Source organism: Eubacterium callanderi, from assembly GCF_900142645.1.
Lineage (GTDB): Bacteria > Bacillota > Clostridia > Eubacteriales > Eubacteriaceae > Eubacterium > Eubacterium callanderi.
In genome coordinates, this window is sequence record NZ_FRBP01000006.1 from 277033 (window position 1) to 302209 (window position 25177).

Below are 25177 nucleotides of genomic sequence, written 5' to 3' on the forward strand. Positions count from 1 at the left end.
TCTCCTGCTTTTAATATACCAGCACTTCATGGCCTGTCCCGGTCACGGCAACGGTAACCTCCCATTGTGCCGAGGGCTTGCCGTCATCGGTATAAATGGTCCATCCGTTTTCATCGTCCTGGTATATTTCATCAGTTCCCATATTGACCATTGGCTCAATGGTAAAAACCATGCCGGGGACAAGCAGCATTTCTGTGCCGGGCTTCGTTACAAAGCTGACGAAGGGCTCTTCATGGAAATCGAGTCCAATGCTATGTCCGCCGATTTCCTGAACCACGGTATAGCCATTTTCAAGGGCGTGCTGGTGCACCGCATAACCCACATCGCCCAGAAAATTCCAGGGCTTTACCTGCTCCAGGCCTTTCTCAATACATTCCCTGGTCACTTCGACCAGCATTTTCTTCTCGGGGCTTACCTCTCCAATACAAAACATACGGGAGGAGTCTGAGTAATAGCCTTTATACTCGGTAGACACATCCACGTTAATGATATCCCCATCCTTAAGCACAATATGCTCTGACGGAATACCATGGCAAACCTCCTCGTTGATGGAGGTGCAGACACTCTTTGGAAAGCCCTCAAAGCCTAAAGGCGCAGGCCGTCCGCCCATTTTAACAGTCGTGTCATAAACGATTCTGTCGATCTCCTCGGTGTTCATACCGGCTTTTATCTGGCTGGCCACCTCGTCCAGAACAGCAATATTGATCTTGCCGCTGACCCGGATCCCCTCGATCTGCTCTGGTGTTTTGAGCATACTCCGCCTGGGCACCATATGTCCCTTAAGGGCAAAGCCCGCTATCCTTTCATCTATTGCCTCGTGGCACTTTTTATATTTCTTACCGCTGCCACACCAGCAGGGATCGTTTCGTCCAATTTTGTTTTCCTGCATATATGCCTCCTGTTTCTGTCATTTCTATATCATTATACCATATTTAAAAATACTTCACGGCTTTTTTACTGTTTCTTTTTCTCCTCAGCCGCCTCACGGTGCATTTGTAAAAATACACGTCCATACATAATAAAGGACAGCAGCAGAAAAAAGCCTGTGACGCCCATAAACACATTAGCCCAGGCCGTGCTGATTTCCGGAAACGCAATGAGAATAAAGGTGAGCACATAAAATACCGCCGTGGACACTTTGCCGTACCACATGGCGCCGCCCAGCTTCTTACCCTTGCGCATGAGGACAAGGTCATTGATTAGCATGAAAAGCTCCTTGATCACAAATAAAACAACCACAAAAATCATGCCCTGATATCGGAACATCAGGCTGAAAACAATGGCCGCCTGGGTGAGCTTGTCTGCCACCGGGTCCAGCGCCTTTCCGAGCTCAGTGATCATGTTAAACCGCCTGGCGATCTGACCATCCGCAAAGTCTGTCAATCCTGAGATCAGAATAATAAGCGCCGCCAGATAATAATCCCGGGGCGTCTGAGCATTGATATAAACGCCGATGAACACCGGGATCAGTAAAATGCGGACATAGGATAAAATGTTGGGAATACTGAAAATTTCTTTTGCTTTCATTTCTTACCTTACTTTTTATATTTAGGTTGTTAAGGGTCCCTATTGCCCCTGGCTTCTCTCATCTTCCAGACAGTGCTTTTCCATCCTTTTACACAGGCCAAGCTCTGCCCCCATCAGAAGCAAAAGTAAACCAAAGGAGAGAATAATACTGCCTGCCCCGGCTTTCATGACAGGCTCGGTGGTATCCTGTCTGGCTTCTTCCTCCCGGGAGGATGCCGTCTGGGCGGACCGTGCTGTTGGGGCTGTGTCTACCTTCACATCTGTTGACTGCTGAACATCAATGACAGTTTCACCAGCGTTCTTTTCGGTGTAGTCCGCCCCATTTCCAATGGTGTCGGCGCCGTCACCACCCTGGGCATTTATATTCTCAGAGGTGGTATCAAGGCTCCCGGCCAGTCCGTAATGTCCCCCGCCGATACCGGCAGCGTACTTCCCTCCCCGGGCAGTTACCATTCCGCCGGAAATCCGGATCACACCGCCGTCTCCTTTGTAGCCGCCGCCAATGCCAGCGCCTTCCTCTCCGCCTGCGGCAGTAATGGTCCCACTGTCAATGGTGATGTTTCCCCCTGTTCCGTACCAGTGTGTGATGTTCTGGGCACCGCCAATGCCGGCAGAGCCTCTGCCACCAATGGCGGTCAGAGCGCCTGTTCCGGTTATTCGGACTTCTCCGGCCTTTCCGCCAAGATTTTGAGCCTGCAGACCAGCATAATAATCCGCACTGGTCAGCCGGTTATCGGTTCCGTCCATCAGCTCAATGACGACCGAAGCATTTTCTAAAATAGAAAAGGCACACAGATCATTTTTACTGGTATCAATCTGAAGATTATCAAGCTTGAGCTTGACAGGGTTGCCAGTGCCGACACCGTAACGGACGGTGATACCGTACTGGTCGCTGGTTCCGGTCAGCCGGAGGCCTCGGTCATTGGAAAAGGTATAGGTATTTCCGGTCTGTGTCGCTTTTCCCACCTCCGAAATGGAGATATTGCCATTTTCAATATTCAGAGTATCTGTGGGCTGTTCTTCCGCCATGGCCATCTGTGAAAATAAAACAGGCGATATAAGCAGGAATACGCCCAAAAGAAACATTGTTTTTTTTACTTTTAACCGCATAAGACATGCCACGCCCCGGATCATCAGTCCGGGGCACCTTTCTTTCAATCATTTTGCCATATAGTAGCATTTTCAGCTTAAATTTAAAAGTAATATCAGGGGCGCCAGATAATCAGCACTTGATTTTCATCATATCTCAGGTAGCGGACTCCAGACTCGTTTAAAATATCACTTTCCTCAATGCCGGCCAGTGCGCGGTCCATCATACCAGGCTCTGTAAACCGGGCCTCCATCACACTGCCGTTGTCGAGCGTACCCCTCAGGGTATCAAGAAAACGTGTCTGTTCATCTGCGCTATTTAAATCGAAAAGCATATTTTCCCGGACATAATAATTATCCGCTGTTGCCGTGAAGCCTGGGTAGGTGCTCAGGGTATTATCAAAGGTATGGTTTTTCAAAAGCTCTTCTGTTGTCAGGCCAAAATAGACATACTCGATGTTCAGCGGCGGGTCTGCACGAAGGGCCGGGTCCTCCCAGGTTATATCGTCAAAGCTTGGATCATCCCAGGTTGCGTCCACATAATAGTATTCACCGTCCATCTGTACCAGATTCCAGGCATGTGGGCCTCTGCCCACTGCGTTGCCTGTGACATAATTTGAAAAGATCCCGATGTCTTTGAGCACATACTGCAGAGCCTTGCTGTAACCGGCACAGACAGAACGGTTATTTAAAAAGACTGAGCATATATTCTGGTTGTCCTCTGAATTCAGATCATATTCGGTATGGCTGACGATAGCGTCATGGACAGTCTTGACCTTGGCATAGTCATCCATTTCCGGCGTAATACCAGACTTGATCTGTGTTACCGCCGCATCAATTTCGCCCTGGCGCCGTTTGATTTCATCGGTATTATAATGATAATTAAAATTGACATCTGTCACCATACTTGTTTCCTGGTCATAGTGATAGGTGTAGCTGTCCAGCCAGAAATACTCTGGTTTATCCTGTTGAATGGCTGTCCAGACACGGTTCAGGCTATCTACCGATATTTTGTTATCGCCAAGCTCTACCGTACTCTCATAATTGTCCAGCTTGTCGGTCAATCGAAGATAGGCTTTCCTCTCATCTTCATTCAGCTGTGAAAAGCCACTGTAAGGGTTGGATAAAAAGTGATCCTCTGCCATTATCTGACTTAAGCGTTCATCTGTAACAGCATCCTTATCCTTTGGGGTGAAAAAGGATACCCCTACCAGCCCAACGGTTATGACGATCAGCACTGCAAACACGACTTTAATGATTTTTTTAAACATCCACACCGTCTCCTTTTTATTATTACTCTCTATTATACCGGGAATATCGTTTTTGCACAATAAAAAAGGCAGGCAAAAGCCTGCCATAGAAATCGGCGTTTCTTTTTCTTTTTTAACGGTACGCTGTCTTCAACGCTTTTGCCAGAACCTTGGGGTCACGCTTATAAGGCGTCACTGGGATAATGGGCTTCTTAATGTCGAACAGAGTATAGATTGCGGTTCTGGCTGCTCTTACAGAGTATTCTTCTGTAAAGACCATGTCCTCAGGAATTTCTACAAACTGGCTGATCATGGCAAAATTAGTGGAGCCTTCCGGAACCACTGCGGGTCGGTCACTCATGGCCCTTGGCTGGAACTGGGCATCAATATAAGGCATCATGCACGGTACCACATTGACAACGGAGTCCATCAATTCTTTTTCATGTTCTTCAAAGTGAAGCTGGTGGATCAGTTCTTTTAAAATTTCAGCACCGGTACAATCCTTCATCGGTTTCTTAACATAATCGCCTTCCTGGTCAGGGTACAGGCCATAGCCCCAGAAGATTGTGGTGTCCATGGGCTGGTTTCTAAAATGCGGCTGAGCAGCCACAACAATGCTCATAAGCCAGCTGGAATCCTTAAAGGTCATTAAGGCCCCGCTTCCAGGAATATTGCCGGAGTAGTCCTCGATCATCTTAAGGAATTGATTGCCCTTACAGGTAACTGTAAAGCTTTCCCATTTTGTTTCCTGCACGTTGCCAAAGAAAGGCTCTGGATTGCCAAGTCCGGCTTTCTTCGCGGCAATTTTACCCCAAAGCTCACCAGACATAGAGGGTTCTTCCGGCTCCGGCGCTGGTTTTTTCATATCGCCAAGCGTTGCGCTGTCTGTCATACAGCCATTGGTGACAATGCACACATCGCCATCCTTCAGGGTGATTTCTTCCGGTTTACCCTTCTTTTCCACATGAATGGCAGTGGCAGTAATCCCTTCGCCGTCCTTAAAATCAATATCGACGACCTTGGTATTAATCTCGAACTGGACGCCGTGATCTTTTAAATAGGCCTTAAGAGGAAGAATCAGGCTGTCATATTGATTGTAAGGCGTACGGGTGACACCCTCCAGTGTCTCGATACGGCTGAATTCCAGAATCATTCTTTCCATATAGCGTTTAAGCTCAAACAGGCTGCTCCATTTCTGGAAAGCAAAGGTGGTCTGCCACATATACCAGAAATTGGTTTCAAAAAAATGAGGGGTACGGTTAAACCAGTCCTCAATGGTCAGGTTATCCAGATCCTTTTCCGGGGTTGCCAAAAGTCTGGCCATGGCCATACGGTCTTCATTATTAAAGCCCATGCTGTAAACATCTAAAATTTTTCCATCCTTGTCAATAAGACGGGCCCGCGCATGGGTTGGATGGGCATGGTCAAAATTCAGGATTTCTGTGGTGACATCACGGTCCGGGTTATCCAGAGATGGAATGGAAGAAAACAGATCCCAGAAATTTTCATAGGTCTCTTCATTCAGCATTCTCCCGCCGCGGCATACAAAGCCTTTTTCTGGCGTGCCGATACCATCATTACTCCCGCCGAGGATATCCATCCCCTCAAGGATATGGATGTTTTTACCCTTAAAGTTAGCATCGCGCACCAGATAGGCGGCGCCGGCCAGGCTCGCAATGCCGCCTCCCACAAAATAGACCTGTTTATCACCGTAATCACGGTTCTGGACCGCATTTTCGATTTCTTCTTCCTGCTGTCTGCGCATTTTTTTAGTTGCTGCCACTGTTGTTGCCGCCACCGCTGCTGCTGCAGCAGCACCGGCACCAGCAGCCAGAGCTTTACCTAATTTATCTTTGTTCATGATTCGTAACTCCCTTCGATTGTTCGCTTTTGTTACGGTAAGTATAATACCCCAAAAGCCCGGCTGTCACCTTACGAGTCTGGACATTTGTCAAAAAAAGTGACAAAACCAATGGATTGTCTTAAATTTAATGCTAAAGCTGAATGAAAGCTTAAAAAGCCTTTTTGTGTTATAATAATCACATTAACACTTCGGAGGTTTTACAATGAGCGTCACTGTCGCGGATTTATTAAAGCTGCCCTGTCTCAGGGAAGCCCGGGTGGCAGGCGGCCACAAGGGGCTTGGCCGTTTTGTAGGCTCCATCTCTGTTCTGGAGTACGCTGATCCTGGCGCCCTGGTGGACAGCTTTTTTGAAAATCCATCCTTTGTGCCGGGCAGTGAGGTTGTGGTCAGCGGTTTTATCAATATAAAGGATGATGTCGATACCCAGTGCCGTGTGCTCAAACGGCTGAGTGAAGGGGGCGAGGCTGCCCTTATTCTTTATTATGTTGGTATTTACCTGCCCTCCATTGATAAAAGGCTTGTTGATCTGGCCGACACTCTGGGCTTTCCCCTTATCTGCATGCCAGAAAACCGGCTGGATTTCAGATACAGCGAGGTTATTACCCAGACCATGGAAACCATCTTTATGGATCAGAACAAAGATCCGCATTTTGTGAGCGCCATGCTGGAACGCATCACCCAGCTTCCTGACAACAGGCGTACCCTGGGCAATGTGCTGCGCATGCTCAGCGACCGCCTGCGTTCCTCTCTCATCCTTTTTGACCATACCCTTAACCACCCTGAAATTGCCGCCTGGCCTATCTCAGCAGCGGAGTATATCGCCAATGTTCTTCCAGAACTCACCAGGGAAGGCCTGAGTTCCGGCTCTCTTGTATTAGCGGAAGAAAACCTAACGCTGTACAGCACCGTCCTGCCGGTTCTGACCGACCATACGCCCAAAATGAATCTGGTGCTGATATCTGAAAATCCTGTTCAAAGCACGGCAGCTCTTGAGGACGCTGCTGAGGTTCTATGTCTTTTTATCAACATCTGGAATAAAAAAGAGGGCACCATTGGCTACAGTGAGCTGATCCGTTCCATTTTAAATGACGAACCTCTGAAAATGCGCCGCCTTGCCGATGTTCTTGGCATTGATGTCGCATCGATCCACACCATGTGGCTTGTCCGGCCCGAAAATGGTCTCAAACCCACCGCTTCGGCACAGCTCAACGAACAGGTTTTAAAAATCTGCCGCGATTTTATGCAGCGCCAGCATCTGGCAGGCCCCTCAGATATTTATGACAACACAGTGGTGCTTTTTATCCAGGACACGCCTTTATCCTTACAAATGCTGGCCCATGCCGAAAACCTGATGGCCTGTCTGGAGGAAGAAGCCTTTCCGGTCAGCTTTGGCTTTTTTACAAACCAGCCCGATACTTCCAGTGTGCGCAAAAGCTTTTTACTCTATCAAAATCATCTGAAAAACGCCCGTATCCTCTACCCTGCCAGCGCCTTTCTCTCCCAGGCAGAGCTGAGTTTTACCGCCGATTGTGCCGAGACTATCGCCAGGGGTGAAGCCATGGTCAGGCAGGTCACCGCTCCCATTGAGCCGCTGCTCCATACTGATTCCACCATACAGGAAGATCTGCTGGCAACCCTGTCGGTCTATCTCCTCGACGCCCAGGCCAATGTCAGCCGGACGGCCGAGCTTCTGTACCTGCATAAAAACACGGTGAAGTACCGGCTTCATAAAATTAACAGCCTTCTGGGATATCGAGTGACTAAAATGCCGGAGAGCAACCAGCTTTATACAGCCCTGGCAGTCAGGCGGCTGTTAGATGGCCAGTAGATGCCTTTGTCCTTTTGGACAAAAGCATCTTTTTTATTTTATCCCATTGGCCCATTACTTTTATTTTTACTTTGTTTATACTGTAACCATTGCAGATAAAACGGATAAAAGGAGAATAAAATTGAGAACGCTTGGTATTAACGAAATCGAAGATATCGCTCTGGGCGCATCCCTTTTGGGTGCTGGCGGCGGGGGCGATCCCTATATTGGCAAGCTCATGGCTATAGACGCCATCAAAACCTGCGGCGATGTCACCATGCTTGACCCTGAGGAAATCGCTGATGATGACCTGGTTATTCCCATCGCCATGATGGGAGCACCCACTGTACTTGCCGAAAAAGGCATAAACGGCAGTGAGTACAAACGCCTTTATGATATGGTCAGCCAGTTCTATGGCAGAGAAATCAGGGGCTTCTTTCCCATCGAAGCCGGCGGTGTCAACAGTATGCTGCCCATTGCGGCTTCCGCCCGGCTTGGCATCCCTCTCGTGGATGTTGACGGTATGGGGCGGGCCTTTCCAGAACTCCAGATGGTTACCTTTACCTTGGGCGGCGTCAGCGCAACACCCATGGCCCTGACCGATGAAAAAGGCAATACCTGTATTTTTGAAACCATCACAAATAAATGGACCGAAGACCTCGCCCGGGCGGTCACTATGACCTGCGGCGGGTCAGTCTGTATTGCCCTGTACGGCATGGACGGAGCCACCATGAAAAAATGGGGAGTCAAAAACATTATCACCCGCTCCCAGAAGCTGGGCGCTGCTATCCGGGGCATTAAACAGCTTGATAAAAGCCAAACACCCGAAGCAAGCTTTCTTACGCAGACCGGCGGCTACAAAATCTTCAAAGGCAAAATTACCGATGTGCTGCGTGAAACCACCGGCGCCTTTAACCTTGGCCATGTTATGCTGGACGGTATTTCTGAATACCGGGGGCAGCAGGCCGAGGTAACCTTCCAAAACGAAAACCTGACCGCTACAGTCAACGGCCGTATAAAGGCAACGGTTCCAGACCTGATCTGCCTGGTCGATACGGAAACCTTTATTCCTGTGACCACTGACGCCTTAAAATACGGCAAACGGGTTATGGCTGTGGGACTGCCCTGCTATGATCTATGGCGCACACCACAGGGGCTTGAGATGGTCGGCCCGCGTTATTTTGGCTGTGATACAGACTATATTCCTCTGGAAGAACGATTATCTGGAAAGGAGATTGCATCATGTACAAAATAGGAATTGACGTTGGCGGCACCAATACCGACGCGGTTATCGTAGATGAAAACCGGAACATCATCGCGGGTATTAAGCACACCACCTCTGAAGATATTTATTCCGGCATTCTGGGCGCCTTGAAGGATGTTCTCCGTGAAGCCGATATTGACCGCACACAGGTTCATCAGGCCATGCTTGGTACTACCCAGTGTACCAACGCCATTGTGGAGCGTAAAAAACTGGCTCCGGTAGCTGTAATCCGCCTGGCAGCGCCGGCCATGCAGGGAATCATGCCCATGGTGGACTGGCCAGAGGATCTGACAGATTTTGTCATTGCCACTGCGACAGTGGCCGGTGGTTACGAGTTTGACGGCAAAGAAATTGCCGCGTTTGACGAAGCCGCCGCGCGCACTTTCTTTGAAAAGATCAAGGGTAAAACCCAGTCCATTGCCATTTCCTGTGTTTTCTCCCCCGTACGGAATGAGCATGAAGAGCGCTGTGCGGAGCTGGCCCGGGAAGTCCTGGGGCCGGATATTCACATTTCAAAATCCAGTGAAATCGGAACACTAAGCTTTATCGAAAGAGAAAATGCGACCATCCTGAACGCTGCCCTATACGAAGTTGCCGAGAGCTTTACGGAAGGCTTTGCCAAAAGCCTGGCCGACGAAGGCATCGAAAACGCCGATGTTTTTCTGAGCCAGAACGACGGGACCCTTATGACCATGGACTTTGCAAGACGGTATCCCATCCTCACCATTGCCTGCGGGCCTACCAATTCTATCCGCGGCGCCTCCTATCTGAGCCGTCTCCACGATGCTGTTGTCATCGACGTGGGCGGCACTACAACAGACTTTGGTGTCATTCAGCATGACTTCCCGCGCGAAAGCAGTGTTGCCGCCACCATCGGAGGTGTGCGGACAAATTTCCGCATGCCGGATGTTATATCCATCGGCCTCGGCGGTGGGTCCATTGTCCGTGAAGAAAACGGTGAAATAACAATCGGGCCAGACAGTGTGGGTTATCAGATAACTGAGAAAGCCCTGGTCTTCGGCGGAAATACCATAACCGCCACCGACATCGCAGTCCGTCTGGGTATGGCCAGGGTGGGCGATCCACCAAAAGCGGATATCCTTGAGCAGAATTTTGCTGAGAGGGCCATGGCTGTTATCCGCGAAATGATCGAAGACAGTATTGATCAGATGAAAATTTCCAACGACGATATCGACGTGGTGCTGGTGGGAGGCGGCTCCATCATTGTCCCGGAAGAGCTTGCGGGTACCCGCCAGGTGGCAAAACCAGAGCATTTTGGCATTGCCAATGCCATCGGCTCTGCCATCTCCAAGGTCAGCGGTACCTATGAAAAACTGGTATCCTACGATGAAGTTCCCAGAGATGAAGCCCTGGAAAATGCCAGGGAAGAGGCCTCAAGCCTGGCTGTTGCGGCCGGGGCCATCCCCGGGACTGTAGCCATCATTGATGTTGAGGATGTTCCTCTGGCCTACTATCCCGGCAATACCAGCCGTCTGAAGGTTAAGGCGGCCGGTGATCTAGCATAGTTTTCCGTAATAAAGGGCCCCGGCTGTCACAAAACAGCCAGGGCCCTTTTCACGTTTATTTTTTTACAGGGACATAAATCTCTGTAATATTCTCTTCAGGCAGTACCTGTGAGGGGTCCGTCTGATAAATTTCATAAGGGGCTCCCGAAACAGTGTAGCCTTCCTCTTCAATCCACTCTCTTATTTTTGCGTAAACAGAGGGCAGTTCAGTATAAGCTCCCCTTAATACGGACATGACACATAAGCCGCCCTCCAGGATACGGGTGCTTTCCTCCGCCTCCCTGATGGCGACAGCGTCCTCCATATCATAGTTTTCAGGATCATAAACCTCATCATGAAAAATACTCATGGGGCCGGCTGTAAGTGTCAACCCTTTTTCCTGAACGGTTGTCATCAGTTCCATCATATATTTTTGTGAGTCCCTGACATTCATTTTCTTTCTTATGGATAAAATGGGCGTGGGCTTTGTTTCAACGAGCTTGACTTCAATCTGTTCTAAATAGGCCATAATGTGTTTACCTCTTTCTAAGTTTGAAATATCTTTTTCCAGCAGAGAGAGAAGCATCTGATAATGCTGCGCCGCCTCCCTCAGACCTGCCTCCTTCTCTCTGATCCGCGAGAGAATAAAGGTGTTATCCTCGGGATTCTTAAGCACTTCAGCAATTTCGTCCAGCGAGAAACCATACCATTTCAGCTTGCCTATGAGCAAAACTGTCTCCAGCTGGCTGGTTGAATAATAACGGTATCCGTTCTCATCATTGACATAAACCGGTTTGATCAGGCCGATTTCATCATAATACCGGAGAGTTTTAGTGGTAACATTACTGATTTTTGAAAATGCACCAATGGACAGCATTTTGTTCCTCCCTTTGCAATTCATTGTTCGAACATGCCTTAAGTATACACATTCCAGTTACTGGAAAGTCAAGCACTGTTTTAAAACTTTTTAAAAAAGCCTGCCTTTCTACCCGGCAGGCTTTATGCTGTTCTACTCAAACTTCATCTCAATATCGGTCTTGAGGGCCAGTCCCGCTTCAGCCTCCATGGCCTTAATCACGCCGACAGCCACCGGACAGGCCGGATGCTTCATATGCTTTGCAAAGATCTTATACACAGTATTGCTGTCATATTTTTCTTTACTACAGATTCTCAAAGCATCCAGCGGCTCTGCCAGATCATCATTTACAGCCTTGTAATGAGGGCATTCCGATTCAACGGTCACTTTAACCTTGTAAGGCTTTTCGGTTTCAGCTTTAATGACTGTGTTAAAGCCGCAGGGGCCAGCATTCAATTTCAGGGTTGTCATTTTTTTCACTCCTTCTTAAAATCTTACCCTTATCATATGCCTTTTTGCCACAAAAAACAACATTAAACTTTTTAATGACCAGACAGGCTTCCAACATCAAAAAAGCCCCCGGCGAACCGGGGACAAGGGAAGGTGGCGTGTTTATTTACTGTTCAAGCGCAACCTTGATGCCGCCTTCTTTTTCAACAATGGCCTGTCCTTCATCTGTCATTAAGAAATCTAAGAAGGCTTTTGTCTGATTGTTGAGACCGTCAGTCTTATAAACGGCCAGGAACGGTCTGGATACCGGATAGCTTTTGTTTACAACATTATCGACGGTAGCTTCGACATTGTCTACATTTACCTTTTTAACGGTGTTGTCCACAAAGGTTAAGGATACATAGCCAATGGCATTTTCATTTCCAGCGACTGTGGATTGTACGTTTCCATTACCTTCTTTAATGGTAGCGTCTGGTTTTAGTTTATCCTCAAATTTTAACAGTTCTTCGACCGCGGAACGGGTGCCGGAGCCATCTTCTCTGGATACGACCACGATCGGGGCATCGTTGCCGCCAATCTGGCTCCAGTTTGTGATTTCTCCAGTATAAATCTTTGTTAAGTCTGCTGAGCTAATGTTGCTGACCGGATTGGATGGATGTGTGATCATGGCAATACCGTCATAGGCAAAAACCAGCTCGGTCAAACCGGATTTTTCTTCATCTTTCAGTTCTCTTGAAGCACATCCAAAAGCATAGGTGCCTTCCGTTGCTCCCTTGATCCCGTCAGATGAGCCGGTACCGCTGTATGTAAATTTGACATCTGGATTCTGAGCCGCGAATTCGTCGCCTGCCGCTTCGATGATTTTCTGGACTGAGGTGGAGCCTCCGCCATTGATTTCACCGGAAATGGCCGCTGAGGAGCTACCTGTACTGTCTCCCCCGCCACTGCATCCTGCAAACGCAAATGTTCCGACAACCAAAGCCATGGTCAGGCCTGCTAAACGTTTTTTTAATCCCATTTAATTTCTTCTCCTTTGAAATTTAATTTCTTAAGTTGTGCTTAACTACGAGATTAATCATACCAGAGAAAAATGCGACTTTGGTTTTGGATCGGTAAAGAAAAGGTTAAAGCTCTGTTAAATCCGGCTAGAGTACATCAAACGAAAATATCCCCGGCTTGGGGGAGCCGGGGATATTAACAATAAAAGGTATAAGGAAAATTTTGGGGAGATGTAAGTAAGAGGTATGCAGTAATAATATACCCTGATTTTGGTTTTTAAACCGGTGGTATATGTGATTTTTGTTTTCAAATACAGGCAATATACTTTTTGTATTGGGAGTGTACTCTTTTTCAGGAAATGGCTAATAAAATCCAAAACCTATATCGGCATCTATTTTTGCAAGAAATTCTATTGATTCCTTATTAAGATAGATTTCTGGATAACTTCCTCTTATTTTTATGGAAACTTCAAAATAAATACGAAGATTCAATTCTTTCCTCAACTGGTTAATAATTGCTTCTTTTCCCTTCAATTTCTGTAAAATTTTTTTTAATTGAAACTCAACAGCATTGCTCTCCTCATATTCAGTTGAAATTTCCCATACAGTTTTGGGCTTATACTCATCAAGAATATCAGGATTGTAAACAGGCCAGTTTCTAATCGCTTCTGGCCAGTCATCTTTTGTCCTAAAACGACTTGGTTCTAAATTTAATTTTTCTGATAAGTACTCTTTCGAATATTCTTCCCCTATAACAGAGAATCGTACTTTTATTCTGGGTTCTCTTTCTTTCATCTTTTTTGATTCCATGTGATCTAAACCTACCTTTCTAATTAATCAGACGACCCAATTTCTATGATTCCCGCCTTTCCATCCTTTTTACAATCGACAGCCCTTCACTCAAGGAGTCCATGGAATCATATTCCATGGGTACATCGACTGTTCCAGCCCGTATTTTCCATCTTTTTTACGACTGTATGGCCTTTTTTAGAGCGGCTGTTGTCGCAAGACGCATTCTCTAAAGGCAGTAAGAGTTGTCCTGTTTTGTCAATATAATTATACTTATTCTCTTTTCTCACTACCGTAATGGCTTTATCTATAGTTTTTTAATATCATCCATGATATAATTCTGATATAGATTTGTTGGATAATATGCCGCACAGAAAATTTATATTATACGGAGGTAATCAGACATGGATTTTGATGTTATGGTAAGCGAAGCAAAAAAAGTGATAATTGAAAGCGCTGCAGATGATGGTATAGCGTTCGCTCTATTTACAAATAAAGGGAATTTATATATTCCTTTTTGCGCTGACTGTTGCAGTGGCTATGGAGAAAAGTTTTGCAAGAGCCATAACCTTCTTAATGACATGATTGCCGCTGGTGATACCAGAATATTAAAAATTGCTGGTGTTTTCAAACAAACCACCCCGGTAAAACAAGCTGGTATCGACCTCCCTTGTGCATGGATTCTTAAATTTATTCGTAATATGAATAAGGAAAATGTTCATGCAGAAATTCTTATGTCATCACATGGCACCAAAACACTTAAGTCTTGTTGCCCGCCACGCTAAGTATGAAAAGCGATAAGGAAACACCGAGCAATGTTTCCTTGTCGCTTTTACATTGGTATTAACTGAAGTCTTAGAGCACTTTAAAAATATGGAGTACCTGCCAGTCCTCATTTTCGATACTGCCAGGCAACCTTATATACGGGAGATGAACCTTTAAAGAACCCCTCTCCTACCATCATATAACCGCCCATTCCAGTGACATCCACACCTTAATATTCAGACTTATGCGGGCAGTCTTTTTCTTCACTGAAGTAGATCACCTCATAAGATTCTCCGGTTTCCTGCGTTGCCAGATTGGCCTATTCTTTTAGTTCGTCAAGCGTGAGTTCATTGGTGATTCCCATGTTTTTCAATGGTTCCATATATTCACTGTACCTTTCCCACAGTAGTCGAACACTAATTAAAATTTCTTATTTTTTCTAATCAACTCTAATTCCTAAATAACTTATTATATTGTCAAAACCAATATCTTTCGTATCATAATAATGCCCTTTATAGTATAAAACAAGATGGCTCATTTGCTCCTCTTTCACATTAACAATACAACATTTTGGTAAAACAAATTCTTTCCGCTTGGTGTAAGTTATCTTATCATCGTGTATAATGCCAAAATAGTCCAATGTTTCTAACAACTTTGAAAAAGAACATTGCCATGCCCTTGCCTGCATAATACCTACAACTTCGTCTACACTAAGCCCAGTCAGCATAGCAATACATATCTGACCGCAATATCCATCTTTTGTATAAACAATACTCTGGATATTGTCGATTTTCCGTATAGGGTTTTCCTTTGAATATGGACTATCATGATTAATTCGGGTTAATCCGCTAATGAGTTTAAAGGAAATGCTTATCTCATCATCGCAATTAATCTGATTTACAATATTTTTTTTAATTGGTATGTAATAGATTCCCTCTCCTTTTGGAATGAGGCGGCACTCAAATGTGCAGCCTTTTATGAATACTTTCACTGGAATCAATCCCTTTTGATCACATTCTTCCCACACATTAAAGGGAATTTTTATGAAATACCGGTTTCCCGACTTGAATATTTTTTCTTCAAATGTATATTTCATTATATTTTCATTTCCTTCCAGTACAAACTTACAAATTCTAGTTTGTTACAATGCCTTAATTATATCTTTTTCTCCCGAGCATAACAACTTATTTGTTCCCTCTTGATACACCACCTGAGAAACTTCCCTCAAGTTAAGACGCAGGCCATCGGAAAAATCATAAGCACTTTAAACCTTCTATATAGAATTCCGTTGCATTTACACTGTTTATTCACAGAAAAATGGGATATGCTTTATACAAAGCTTTAAGCTTCTACGCAATTAGTAGAAATCAAAAAATGGAGGGGTTTTATGACAATACCAGAAATTATGAAGAATCGGATGTGTTTTTCTTTTGAGGTTTTTCCGCCAAAGGAGGGGCAGCCGCTTGAGCCGCTGCTGGATACGCTTGATCATCTCTATGCGTTCAAGCCGGATTTTATCAGCTGTACCTATGGCGCCGGCGGAACCAACGCAGGCAGAAATGTGGAAATTTGCAAGGCCATTAAAGACAGTGGCGCAACGATCCCCATCACCCATTTTACCTGTATTGGGAATTCTAAGGATAAGATCCGGGATGAACTCAGAAATTATCTGTCACTGGGCGTAGATCATATTCTGGCGCTGCGGGGCGACTTTCCAAAGGGCAGCGCTTCGACAGGCGGAGATTTTAATTATGCCAACGAGCTGATCGCTTTTATAAAAGAAGCGTTTCCAGAGTTCAGCATTGCCATGGCCGGAGATCCGGAAAAGCATTTTGAAGCCAGCAGCTTTGACGAGGATATTGCCCATCTGCGCATAAAACAGGATGCCGGCGCTGATTTTATTATGACACAGCTTTGCCACGATGTTGCCCACTATGAGTGGTGGGTCGAGAAAATCCGGAAAGCGCATATCACATTGCCGGTTGATGTCGGTATTATGCCGGTTCTGGCTAAAGACCCGACCATCCGCATGGCGGTATCCAATGGCAGCTCCATTCCAAGAGACCTGGCTGAAATTATTGCCCGCTATGGCGATAATCCTGAAGACTTTAAAAAAGCCGGCATGGAGTATACCGTCAAACAGATTCACCGCTTTATAAGCGCCGGAATCGACGGGCTGCACATCTACTCCCTTAACAAATGGGCAGACATTTCCGAGATTGTCCGCGCTGCCGGCATCCGTTGACCAATAGCATTGAAAGATCGGATTTTGCTTTTCTTTAAAGTCATTCTTAAGCTATATTCATTATGATAATAATAAAATAAACCATAGAAAGAAGGCATTTCTTATGAAATTAAGTGCTCGCAACCAATTGGCCGGAAAAGTCGTCTCAATTAAAGAAGGCGCCGTAAACGGCATTGTTGTTTTAGATATCGGCGGCGGAAACCAGATTTCCTCCACCATCTCCATGGATTCCATCCGGGAACTGGGCTTACAGGTTGGCTCTGACGCCTATGCGGTGATCAAAGCGACCTCTGTCATGATCGGTATTGATGACTAGTATTAAAAAACCAGGACGTCTTCATTAGAAGCGTCCTGGTTTTTTAGAGCTGTGCTTTATACGCATCCAGCAGTGCTGCGTATTCCCTGTAGGGAACCTTGTACTTCTTTGCGCAGCCACAGCCAAGCCCTACGCAATATGGTTCCAAATGCACCTCTATCCAGTCGTCCAGATCCAGATTACCATCAAACTGAGACCATATTTTTGACTCGGCCTTTTCCCGGTTTGAATCGAAGGGGTAACGAACCCCCACAAAGCGCGGGCTGTAGGAAAGCTCAATAATATCATCATCCCGAACGTTTTTGTCATTTTCATCCCGCCGTTTTTCGGCCTCTGCCTGCAGCTCCTCGATCTCTTTATCAAGACTTTCAATCTGCTCCAGATAAGCTGCCTGCACGCTTTCGGGGATAGCCACATAGAGGGCCTGTCCTTTTTTATTTTCAATGCCGAACTGCTCCTCTATCCACTTGGCCATACCAAACTTAAAGCATAGCGCAGGACCTTCTTTTTTATTGGTTTCGGCATAACAGCTGATAAAAGCCGGATTTTTCAGGGCTTCACCGTTTACCATGACCTGTTCACATTTATAGCCGCGCAAAGTCGTTTTCTTGGCGGCGTCCTCATCGGTTAAAGGAGCTGTGCGGAGTTCAAACACGGCATTTTTACCACCCAGCTCTGTTTCAAATCTAAATTCCATCCATTCTACCTCATTCTGTCAATTTTCCTCGTCTATTATACACCTTACGTCCAAGAATTTCAGCAAAAATTCAAGATAAAAAGTGGTTTATAAAACTATTTTATCTGGATTTAAGGGCGTGAATAATGCCCATATACAAAAAAGGCAGAGAATATAAAAAATCCTCTGTCTTTTTCAGCGGCGGCCTAAGCCTGCTGCCTTCTCTTAACATCCTCTAAAAATGCTTCCAGGCTTCTGTCGTGAAGCTTTTCTCCTTCTTCGGAAAACAGGCAGCCTGGTATCTGTCCCCGACCCCGATGCTTGGCGATACATTCACAGCAGTAGCCATGCTGTTTACAGCCAAATTCGGTACAGGTACAGCCCTGCTCATTTTTCTCCCTCCGGCAGATACGCTCTTCGGCAGTTTCGGGTGCCTGACATGTATTGCAGCTCATGATCATATTCCTCCTGATTTGTTTTTCAGGATTATTATATCACAGTGCCCAGCACTTTGAAAACTTTCCTTCTTTTTCTCCCACAATATCCCATCTTAACTATAGGCTTTTGCACAATTTTATGATATTATTTTAGGAAGTATAAAAATTAAGGATCACAACAGGAGAGAATAGATGGAGACAAACGAAAAAACCAATTTTATTATCAACGCCATTGATGAGGATAACAAAAACCATGTGTATACCGACGAGCGCGTACACACCCGTTTTCCACCCGAACCCAACGGCTATTTACATATTGGCCACGCCAAGGCCTCTTTGCTGAACTACCGCATCGCCAAAAAATACAACGGAAAGTTCAACCTGCGTTTTGACGACACCAACCCTGTCAAGGAAGACATTGAATATGTCAACTCGATCAAAGAGGATTTATCCTGGCTGGGCATTGACTGGGAAGACCGTCTCTACTTTGCGTCCAGCTATTTTTCAAAAATGGCGGAATACGCCGTTGAGCTCATTAAAAAGGGCCTGGCCTTTGTAGATGACTTAAACGCAGACCAGATTCGTGAATACCGCGGCACACTCAAGGAGCCTGGTAAGGAAAGCCCCTTCCGCAACCGCTCTGTATCCGAAAACCTTGAGCTTTTTGAAAAAATGAAGGCCGGCGAATTTGACGAGGGCGTCAAAGTACTCCGGGCTAAAATCGACATGGCCAGCCCGAATATGAACATGCGCGATCCGGTCATTTACCGTATCCTGCACACCAAGCACCCCAACACTGACGAAGACTGGTACATTTACCCCATGTACGATTTTGCCCATCCGGTGGAGGACGCCATCGAAGGCATCACCCATTCCCTCTGCACCCTGGAATTTGAAGACCACCGTCCTTTCTACGACTGGGTTCTGGCCAACCTGGACGACTTTAAGGCCGAGCATCCCCGCCAGATCGAATTTGCAAAGCTGAACCTGTCCGGTACCATTATGGGCAAACGCTACCTGAAAAGACTGGTCGATGAAGGCATCGTGGATGGCTGGGATGACCCGAGGCTGGCGACCATCTCCGGTATGCGCCGCCGTGGCTATACACCGGAGGCTATTCAGGCTTTCTGTGAGGAGATCGGCGTCGCCAAGGCAAACTCCACTGTAGACATCGCCATGCTGGAGCATTTTATCCGCGACGACTTAAAACTTAAAGCCCCGCGTGTCAATGCTGTACTCGATCCGCTCAAGGTTACCATTACCAATTATCCTGAGGGTCAGACCGAGTGGCTTGAAATTGAGACGAATCTGGATGTACCGGAAATGGGCATGCACAAAATGCCTTTCGGACGTGAAATCTATGTTGAAAAATCAGACTTTATGGAGGTTCCGGTTAAAAAATACTTCCGTCTCTTCCCTGGCAATGAAGTCCGCCTGAGAGGCGCCTATTTCATTACCTGCAACGAGGTTATCAAGGATAAAAACGGCGAGGTCATCGAGCTTAAATGTACCTATGACCCAGAAACAAAATCCGGCTCCGGTTTTACAGGCCGCAAAGTCAAGGGAACCATCCACTGGGTATCAGCCTCCGAAGGAAAACAGGTTGAGGTTCATATGCTAAACCCGCTGCTTAAGGATGAAGAAGGCTTTGACGCTGACACCTTCCTTGATAAAATTAACCCGGACTCACTGAAAAAGATCACCGCCTGGGTAGAACCGCGTGTGCTGGAAGCCAGCCCCTATGACAAGTTCCAGTTTGTCCGCCAGGGTTATTTCTCCGTTGACCCTAAATATTCAACCGAGGGAAATCCGGTCTTTAATCAGGTCGTGCCGCTTAAAAGTTCCTGGCGTCCAGGTAAGTAATCCGCATTCAATCGCGTTTATCATAAGGAGTAAATATGATTTGGTCACTAAAAGAAACCCTGCCCCGCGAAGAAATTCGTGAAATTCAATTTAAACGTCTGAAAAAAACACTCAAGCACGTCTATAAAAATGTGCCTTACTACAGAAACCTGTTTAAGGCCAATAAAATCAAGCCCGATGATATCCGTTCTCTGGAGGACCTGCGTTTCCTGCCTTTTACCACCAAGGAGGATCTACGGATGAACTATCCTTTCGGCCTGTTCGCGGTGCCGAAGGAAAAAATCGTGCGCTACCATGCGTCCTCCGGCACCACCGGCAACCCCACCGTTGTAGGCTACACCAGAAAGGATCTTGAAACCTGGGCCGAGTGTATTGCCCGTCTGGTTACCATGGGTGGCGTTACGAAACGCGATACTGCGCATGTATCCTTTGGCTACGGCCTGTTCACCGGCGCTTTTGGCCTGCACCAGGGCCTTGAAAAGGTTGGGGCCGGCGTTGTGCCCATGTCCAGCGGCAATACCCAGAAGCAGATAAAAATCATGAAGGATTTTGGCGCCACTGTACTCATCGGCACGCCTTCCTACGCGCTGCGCCTGGCCGAGGTGGCCCAGGATATGGGCCTGGACCCGGCGACGGATTTAAACCTGCGGGTCGGCTGTTTTGGCGGTGAAGGCTCCACCGAGGCCATGCGCGCCAAGATTAACGAGGCCTTTGGCCTGTTTGCCACTGAAAACTACGGGATGAGCGAGCTCATCGGACCCGGTGTTTCCGGTGAATGCCACGCCCTCACCGGCATGCACATCAATGAAGATCACTTTATCGCAGAAATCATTGACCCTGTGACCTTGGAGGTTCTGCCGGAAGGGGAAACCGGCGAGCTGGTCATTACCCCCATCACCAAGCAGGCACTGCCGCTGATCCGTTACCGCACAAAGGATATCACCCATCTCGATTATTCCCCCTGTGCCTGTGGCCGTACCACTGCCCGCATGGCCAAGATTGAAGGCCGTACCGATGATATGCTCATCATCAGCGGTGTCAATGTCTTCCCGTCCCAGATCGAGGAAGTGCTGCTGAGTATTGACGGCATTGGCTCCAACTATCTGATTACCGTCAGCAAGAAGGGGTACCTGGATAAAATCGACATTGACGTGGAGGTTGGCGCCTATGACTTGCTGGATTCTGTCACCAAGCTGGATGCACTCTATGCCGAAATCAAGACCAAGCTTCATAGCATCCTGGGGATTCATCCGACCGTCCACCTCGTTGAACCAAAGAGCTTAAAACGTTCCGAAGGAAAGGCCCAGCGTGTCCTTGACCTTCGCAATGAAAAATAAGGAGGCCCGATATGTTAATCAAACAATTATCCATTTTTATTGAAAACAAAAAAGGACATCTTGCCAGCATCACAAAGGTGATCTGTGACGCCGGAATCGATATCCGGGCAATCTCGGTCTTTGACAGTTCCGAATTTGGCATACTGCGCCTGGTCGTCAACGACCCCTACAAGGCCGCTGAGCTTTTAAAGGAAGCTGGCCATGTGGCCAAAATGACCGATGTGCTGGCAGTTGAGCCCGAGGATCGTATCGGCGCCATGTACCGCATTTTTGACACTTTATCCGAGAACGACATCAATGTGGAATACGTCTATTCCTTTGTCATGCGCAATCAGAGCGCCATGCCCCTGGTCATCATGAAAACAAACGACCAGGAAAAAGCCATCGAGGTGCTCAAGAACTCTGGTGTCATCGTTCTGCCAAAGGAAGATGTCTATCAGGTCGACTAAAAACTGCTTTTACAGATAAAAAATCACAGGGCCGCTGCTCTGTGATTTTTTATTATACATGGTTCTCAGCCATGGCTGCTGCCTGCTGTTCGGTGTTCTACGGCGATGTGGTAGCGTTTTATTTTATGCTGGAGGTTTTGTCTGGAAATCCCCAAAATTCTGGCGCTTTTGGAAATATTGTAGCAGTTCTCGGCCAGCACATCCAATAAAAGCTTTTTTTCATAGGCATGAAGGGCTTCTTTTAAGTCGCGTGTTCCTGTTTCTTCGCCTTTCATTTTTTTACCTCCATTTTATCCAAATATCCGCGCATAGGCTTCGGGGTCAAAGGGAACCTTTCGTCCGATGCAGTCATATTTCTTGCACAGACTACAATTATCATAATCCGCATCGCTTGAAAAGAGCAGCTCTGACACCGAGTATCCCGGCTGCATATAGTTTTTTTCTGTCAGCCGGACCCCGATGGTCTCTGTCACGTCGCCGATGATCTCAAAAAGCGCGGGATTGTTGGCGATCGGCCAGTCTGGCAGTGAGCCCGGATTCAAACGTCCCATATGGTCAAAGGCAAAATGCTCTTTTAGATAGCGGTCCACCGCCGCGCGGGCCTCTCTGAGCGCGGCATATTTCAACAGATTGCGCACCTCATCTGAAGGCTCCTGTAGGGCGTCCAGCTCGTCACCAGCAGTTACCACTGTGGCAAAAACCCGTTCGATTCCTTCTAGCTTTTCCGCCAGCAGGCGGCTTTCAAAAATTTTATGCGCAACCTGCACCCGGTCATCGCCAAGGGCCTTTACGGCGCACCATTTAATGATGGCCCTGGGCCTTACAAGCTTTTCGGCCGCTGCTGCCCATCGAAGAAGCTCGCTGTAAACCTGTGATTGGGGATCAATGTGTTTATCCTCTGCAAAGGCCTCGATGTCATAAAAGATTTCCATGGGGTTAAATACGATTTTTTCCATTTTGTTTTCCGCCTTTCTCGCGATCACTTTTTATCATCAAGCAGATTACCACGGCTGAAACTGCCATTACCAGCATGAGCTGATAGGCCAGAGTAAAGCTGCCTGTTGCCTTTTTAATGATACCGCCCGCATAATTGCCGATCATGGAGCCCAGCCCCAGCGAAAGGTTCAACAGCCCGAACAGGCGGGCTGTTTTATCCGGCGGCAGAATTCTTGAAACATAGGTAGGGTGCAGTCCAAAAATACCATTGTAGGTCAGTCCAAAAATAGCACAGGCCAAAAGCGCGGCAGCCGCGCCGTCTAAAAAGACCACTGAGGCAATGGACAGCACCGATATCCCGTAGGTTATGATCATGGCTGTTTTGGCCGAGGTGCGGTCCGCCAGCATACCGGCCATAAGCCCGCTGAAAATGCCGATAAAGCCAAACAGGCTCCAGCAAAGTCCTGAAACCTGCTCACTGAGCCCCAGATCCTCCTGCATAAGAGGCACAATGTAGCTTTGAAAGGGGATCAGATAAAGACCAGAAATCACAAGCAGAGCCACCAGCAGCAAGTAATGCCGCCAGACACTACCGGCGGGCTGTCCTCCCTGCGCAACCGGTCCGGGCTCATGCCCTGACTCCGCCAGCCCAGGACCCTCTGGGCTCTTTTTCCCGAGCGCCGTGACTGCATAAATTCCTATAGCTCCCAGAATAAGGCTGATTATCCCAAAGACCAGCCACACTGTGTGCCATGTACCGTATTTAAGGAGCCACGGAATAAGCACCCCGTTTAAAATCAAGCCAAAGGAGGTTCCGCTTGAGATAATCCCCAGGCTCTTTCCCCGGTTTTTCTCCTGGATATTTTCTGCCACAAAGGCCACCATGGGGATCCAGGAGGTAGCGGCAAAAATCCCCTGGAGGGTAACAATACAGAGCAGTACCCATGGGTTATTCACAAACGCCAGCAGTGTGACGCTGAGGCCGCAGAGCACTACCGAGCCTCCAATCAAACGCCTGACGCTGACCACGCTGCAGAGCAGCCCGCCAAGCAGTGAAAACAACAGATAGGCGCCCTGATGAAAGGCGTTAATCCGGCCTACAAATTCATAGTCAATCCCCAGCTCTTTCACAATATCCGGGGTAATCATCGAAAAAATATATCTTCCAAAAGCAAAGGTAATCGTGATAAAGCCTGTCAGGCAGCAGACATAAATAAGCTCTCTGCGTCTTTCAGTCATGATAATCCCTTCCTTCTGTCATTCAGTTTTTAAAAATATCCTCGGCTTCCCATCTCTCCGGAATCCGCGTCTCTATAACGTCGCATACCATTTCTTCAAAGCCTGTTTATGTTTTATGGAGGTTTTTTAAACCGCTTTTTTCTACATTCATTATACTTTCCTTTCCCTGTTTTAAACAAGCCTTTTCTGCCTAAAACAAACTAAATTTCCTGACATTATACCGACGCAATTTTCGTGCCAGTTCCTTCAATATTTTCAAGGAAAGTCTGATTTTCATCATACCTAAAATATCTTATAAAATCACAATTATTTTATAAAAACAGACTGCATATTCTTTTGTCAGGCCTTTTTTACCGCATAAACCCATTACACGCAAAATCACATGACACCCTCCCTATTAAAGCCATTGTCAACGTTTTACAAACCGCAATTTAAAAAAGCGCCAAATATTTTGCACCCAATATGTCTTAAAAAACAGCAAAAAATAGAAAAATCTTGAGCTTTTTCAGACATTTTTTAACAAGCCGGACGCTCTGACCTCAGGGAATGATCTCCACATGAATATACCCGCTGCTGTAATAGGGCAGCACGTTCATACCCAGTTCTTTGGCAGTCTGGGCCAGGTCCCCAACCCCGATCCCAGGGCAGTAGAGATCCGCCGCGCAGCCCCGCGTGTGGAAGGACCAGCTGACGCCTCCCACTTCCTCGTTACGTGCCTCACACCGCACCCCTGAGGTGATGATGACTGGCCGTCCAAAATAGCACCGCAGGGCTTCGATCTTCTCTAAAAGCTCAGGCCGCATGGCGCAGGGCCAGCCATCACAGCAGCCCGCACAGTCGCACCGGTATTCTTCCATGGCAAAATGGGAAGATGCCATGAGGGGTTCTCTTTGTTCGGGTTCTGGCGCTTTTGGTTCTTCTGTCGCCCCGGTCGGGATTTCCGGCTCAGCGGGCGGCTCCTGTAGGGTCTGCTCCACTGCCTGCTCTGCTGTGGGTGCGGGCGGGGCTGCCTCCCTGTCAAGCCGCCCCAAAAAGACCAGGGCGGTCAATGCGCAGGCAGCTATCAGTGTGAATACCACACCTTTTTTATATGTGTTCATTTAATTTTCCTTTCTTTTCTAGTTTGTTCTAGTTTGTCCCTTTCGCTATTAAAAAAAGGGCTTTCGCCCCTTTTTTACGCTGTTTCCTCAATGACCACGTCAGTTTTTGTGGTGTCGACCTTCACGGCCCCGGTCACCTTGACCAGCCCAAACCCGTCGGGCAGAAAGGCGCCCTGGTCCACAATGGCCTGGGCCCCGGTCTTGATCTCGGCGTCGGTGATGCCCTCCTTGTAATCGGGAATGGTGATTTTAAACTCCTTCCCGTCCGCGCGCTGAAAATAGATGGTTAAATCTTTATTGGTTGTTGGCATTTTTGTAGTCTCCTTCTTATTTTTAATTTTGTGGTTCTGGTTTACTTGTATTCTTTTTTAATGGAGAATTGAGAATGCAGAATGGAGAATTTCGGAACAAAATC

Annotated in this window: 26 protein-coding genes; 9 read left to right on the forward strand and 17 right to left on the reverse strand. The window is 47.0% G+C overall.

Going from position 1 to position 25177, the window contains the following annotated elements; genetic code table 11:
• Positions 1–10: 10 nt before the first annotated feature.
• From BUC22_RS10030 to BUC22_RS10050, 5 genes are all read right to left on the reverse strand, one after another.
• The gene (locus BUC22_RS10030) at positions 11–889 is read right to left on the reverse strand and encodes a methionyl aminopeptidase (RefSeq protein WP_013380658.1); all 879 of its coding nucleotides are present in this window, start codon (positions 887–889) and stop codon (positions 11–13) included.
• 65 nt (positions 890–954) lie between these two features.
• Positions 955–1527 carry a CDP-alcohol phosphatidyltransferase family protein gene (locus tag BUC22_RS10035; protein WP_013380659.1) on the reverse strand — a complete coding sequence of 191 codons (573 nt, stop codon included), beginning with the start codon at positions 1525–1527 and terminating at the stop codon, positions 955–957.
• A gap of 39 nt (positions 1528–1566) precedes the next feature.
• Positions 1567–2637, reverse strand: a complete 1071-nt coding sequence (locus BUC22_RS10040) for a hypothetical protein (protein WP_123876064.1) — start codon at positions 2635–2637, stop codon at positions 1567–1569.
• Positions 2638–2732: 95 nt separating this feature from the next.
• Positions 2733–3887, reverse strand: a complete 1155-nt coding sequence (locus BUC22_RS10045) for a transglutaminase domain-containing protein (RefSeq protein ID WP_050814061.1) — start codon at positions 3885–3887, stop codon at positions 2733–2735.
• Positions 3888–3999: 112 nt separating this feature from the next.
• Positions 4000–5727: an oleate hydratase gene (locus BUC22_RS10050; protein WP_013380662.1), complete on the reverse strand. Its 1728-nt coding sequence runs from the start codon at positions 5725–5727 to the stop codon at positions 4000–4002.
• Positions 5728–5932: 205 nt separating this feature from the next.
• On the opposite strand from BUC22_RS10050, the gene BUC22_RS10055 reads away from it, so the two are divergent.
• The 3 genes from BUC22_RS10055 (at position 5933) to BUC22_RS10065 (ending at position 10327) form a co-directional block, all read left to right on the forward strand.
• Positions 5933–7558, forward strand: coding sequence for a PucR family transcriptional regulator (locus tag BUC22_RS10055; protein ID WP_073382823.1), 1626 nt, complete (start codon positions 5933–5935; stop codon positions 7556–7558).
• 121 nt (positions 7559–7679) lie between these two features.
• The gene (locus tag BUC22_RS10060; RefSeq protein WP_041690239.1) at positions 7680–8792 is read left to right on the forward strand and encodes a DUF917 domain-containing protein; all 1113 of its coding nucleotides are present in this window, start codon (positions 7680–7682) and stop codon (positions 8790–8792) included.
• The gene (locus BUC22_RS10065) at positions 8780–10327 is read left to right on the forward strand and encodes a hydantoinase/oxoprolinase N-terminal domain-containing protein (protein WP_073382825.1); all 1548 of its coding nucleotides are present in this window, start codon (positions 8780–8782) and stop codon (positions 10325–10327) included. The genes BUC22_RS10060 and BUC22_RS10065 overlap by 13 nt, the downstream gene beginning before the upstream one ends.
• Before the next feature lie 55 nt (positions 10328–10382).
• Here BUC22_RS10065 and BUC22_RS10070 read toward each other — a convergent pair whose 3' ends face one another.
• From BUC22_RS10070 to BUC22_RS10085, 4 genes are all read right to left on the reverse strand, one after another.
• Positions 10383–11183, reverse strand: coding sequence for a MerR family transcriptional regulator (locus BUC22_RS10070; RefSeq protein ID WP_013380666.1), 801 nt, complete (start codon positions 11181–11183; stop codon positions 10383–10385).
• A 132-nt stretch (positions 11184–11315) separates the two neighbouring features.
• Complete coding sequence (locus BUC22_RS10075; RefSeq protein WP_013380667.1) at positions 11316–11633, reverse strand: DUF6951 family protein; 318 nt, start codon at positions 11631–11633, stop codon at positions 11316–11318.
• A gap of 145 nt (positions 11634–11778) precedes the next feature.
• Positions 11779–12630, reverse strand: a complete 852-nt coding sequence (locus tag BUC22_RS10080) for a phosphate ABC transporter substrate-binding protein (protein WP_013380669.1) — start codon at positions 12628–12630, stop codon at positions 11779–11781.
• A 343-nt stretch (positions 12631–12973) separates the two neighbouring features.
• Positions 12974–13405: a DUF4279 domain-containing protein gene (locus BUC22_RS10085; RefSeq protein ID WP_041689871.1), complete on the reverse strand. Its 432-nt coding sequence runs from the start codon at positions 13403–13405 to the stop codon at positions 12974–12976.
• A 398-nt stretch (positions 13406–13803) separates the two neighbouring features.
• Between BUC22_RS10085 and BUC22_RS10090 the strand changes: the two genes are divergently transcribed.
• Entirely contained in the window at positions 13804–14184 is a 381-nt protein-coding gene (locus tag BUC22_RS10090) for a hypothetical protein (protein ID WP_013380671.1), read from the forward strand.
• Positions 14185–14603: 419 nt separating this feature from the next.
• On the opposite strand, the gene BUC22_RS10095 is transcribed toward BUC22_RS10090, so the two are convergent.
• The gene (locus BUC22_RS10095; protein WP_013380672.1) at positions 14604–15260 is read right to left on the reverse strand and encodes a DUF1905 domain-containing protein; all 657 of its coding nucleotides are present in this window, start codon (positions 15258–15260) and stop codon (positions 14604–14606) included.
• Positions 15261–15551: 291 nt separating this feature from the next.
• Between BUC22_RS10095 and BUC22_RS10100 the strand changes: the two genes are divergently transcribed.
• Together BUC22_RS10100 and BUC22_RS10105 are read left to right on the forward strand one after the other, a co-directional pair.
• A complete protein-coding gene (locus BUC22_RS10100) occupies positions 15552–16409 on the forward strand; it encodes a methylenetetrahydrofolate reductase (RefSeq protein WP_013380674.1) in 858 nt (285 codons plus the stop codon).
• A 103-nt stretch (positions 16410–16512) separates the two neighbouring features.
• Positions 16513–16725, forward strand: coding sequence for a TOBE domain-containing protein (locus tag BUC22_RS10105; RefSeq protein ID WP_013380675.1), 213 nt, complete (start codon positions 16513–16515; stop codon positions 16723–16725).
• A 43-nt stretch (positions 16726–16768) separates the two neighbouring features.
• Here BUC22_RS10105 and BUC22_RS10110 read toward each other — a convergent pair whose 3' ends face one another.
• Positions 16769–17422 carry a hypothetical protein gene (locus tag BUC22_RS10110; protein WP_013380676.1) on the reverse strand — a complete coding sequence of 218 codons (654 nt, stop codon included), beginning with the start codon at positions 17420–17422 and terminating at the stop codon, positions 16769–16771.
• Positions 17423–17607: 185 nt separating this feature from the next.
• Positions 17608–17856, reverse strand: a complete 249-nt coding sequence (locus BUC22_RS10115) for a DUF6485 family protein (RefSeq protein WP_013380677.1) — start codon at positions 17854–17856, stop codon at positions 17608–17610.
• Between the two features lie 174 nt (positions 17857–18030).
• Here BUC22_RS10115 and BUC22_RS10120 point away from each other — a divergent pair, with 174 nt between their 5' ends.
• From BUC22_RS10120 to BUC22_RS10130, 3 genes are read left to right on the forward strand one after another with little or no spacing between them, the layout of a single operon-like run.
• The gene (locus BUC22_RS10120; protein WP_073382830.1) at positions 18031–19701 is read left to right on the forward strand and encodes a glutamine--tRNA ligase/YqeY domain fusion protein; all 1671 of its coding nucleotides are present in this window, start codon (positions 18031–18033) and stop codon (positions 19699–19701) included.
• A 35-nt stretch (positions 19702–19736) separates the two neighbouring features.
• Positions 19737–21038 (forward strand): phenylacetate--CoA ligase family protein, encoded by a 1302-nt coding sequence (locus BUC22_RS10125; RefSeq protein WP_013380679.1) that lies wholly within the window; start codon positions 19737–19739, stop codon positions 21036–21038.
• Positions 21039–21049: 11 nt separating this feature from the next.
• Positions 21050–21487 carry an amino acid-binding protein gene (locus BUC22_RS10130; protein WP_013380680.1) on the forward strand — a complete coding sequence of 146 codons (438 nt, stop codon included), beginning with the start codon at positions 21050–21052 and terminating at the stop codon, positions 21485–21487.
• 65 nt (positions 21488–21552) lie between these two features.
• Here BUC22_RS10130 and BUC22_RS10135 read toward each other — a convergent pair whose 3' ends face one another.
• The 5 genes from BUC22_RS10135 to BUC22_RS10155 form a co-directional block, all read right to left on the reverse strand.
• A complete protein-coding gene (locus BUC22_RS10135; protein ID WP_013380681.1) occupies positions 21553–21762 on the reverse strand; it encodes a helix-turn-helix domain-containing protein in 210 nt (69 codons plus the stop codon).
• A gap of 15 nt (positions 21763–21777) precedes the next feature.
• Positions 21778–22443, reverse strand: coding sequence for a hypothetical protein (locus BUC22_RS10140; protein WP_013380682.1), 666 nt, complete (start codon positions 22441–22443; stop codon positions 21778–21780).
• Positions 22424–23662: an MFS transporter gene (locus tag BUC22_RS10145; protein WP_013380683.1), complete on the reverse strand. Its 1239-nt coding sequence runs from the start codon at positions 23660–23662 to the stop codon at positions 22424–22426. Before BUC22_RS10145 ends, BUC22_RS10140 begins: the two co-directional genes overlap by 20 nt.
• A gap of 539 nt (positions 23663–24201) precedes the next feature.
• A complete protein-coding gene (locus tag BUC22_RS10150; protein WP_013380686.1) occupies positions 24202–24762 on the reverse strand; it encodes a YcbK family protein in 561 nt (186 codons plus the stop codon).
• A 74-nt stretch (positions 24763–24836) separates the two neighbouring features.
• The gene (locus BUC22_RS10155; RefSeq protein WP_013380687.1) at positions 24837–25073 is read right to left on the reverse strand and encodes a DUF2922 domain-containing protein; all 237 of its coding nucleotides are present in this window, start codon (positions 25071–25073) and stop codon (positions 24837–24839) included.
• Positions 25074–25177: the final 104 nt, after the last annotated feature.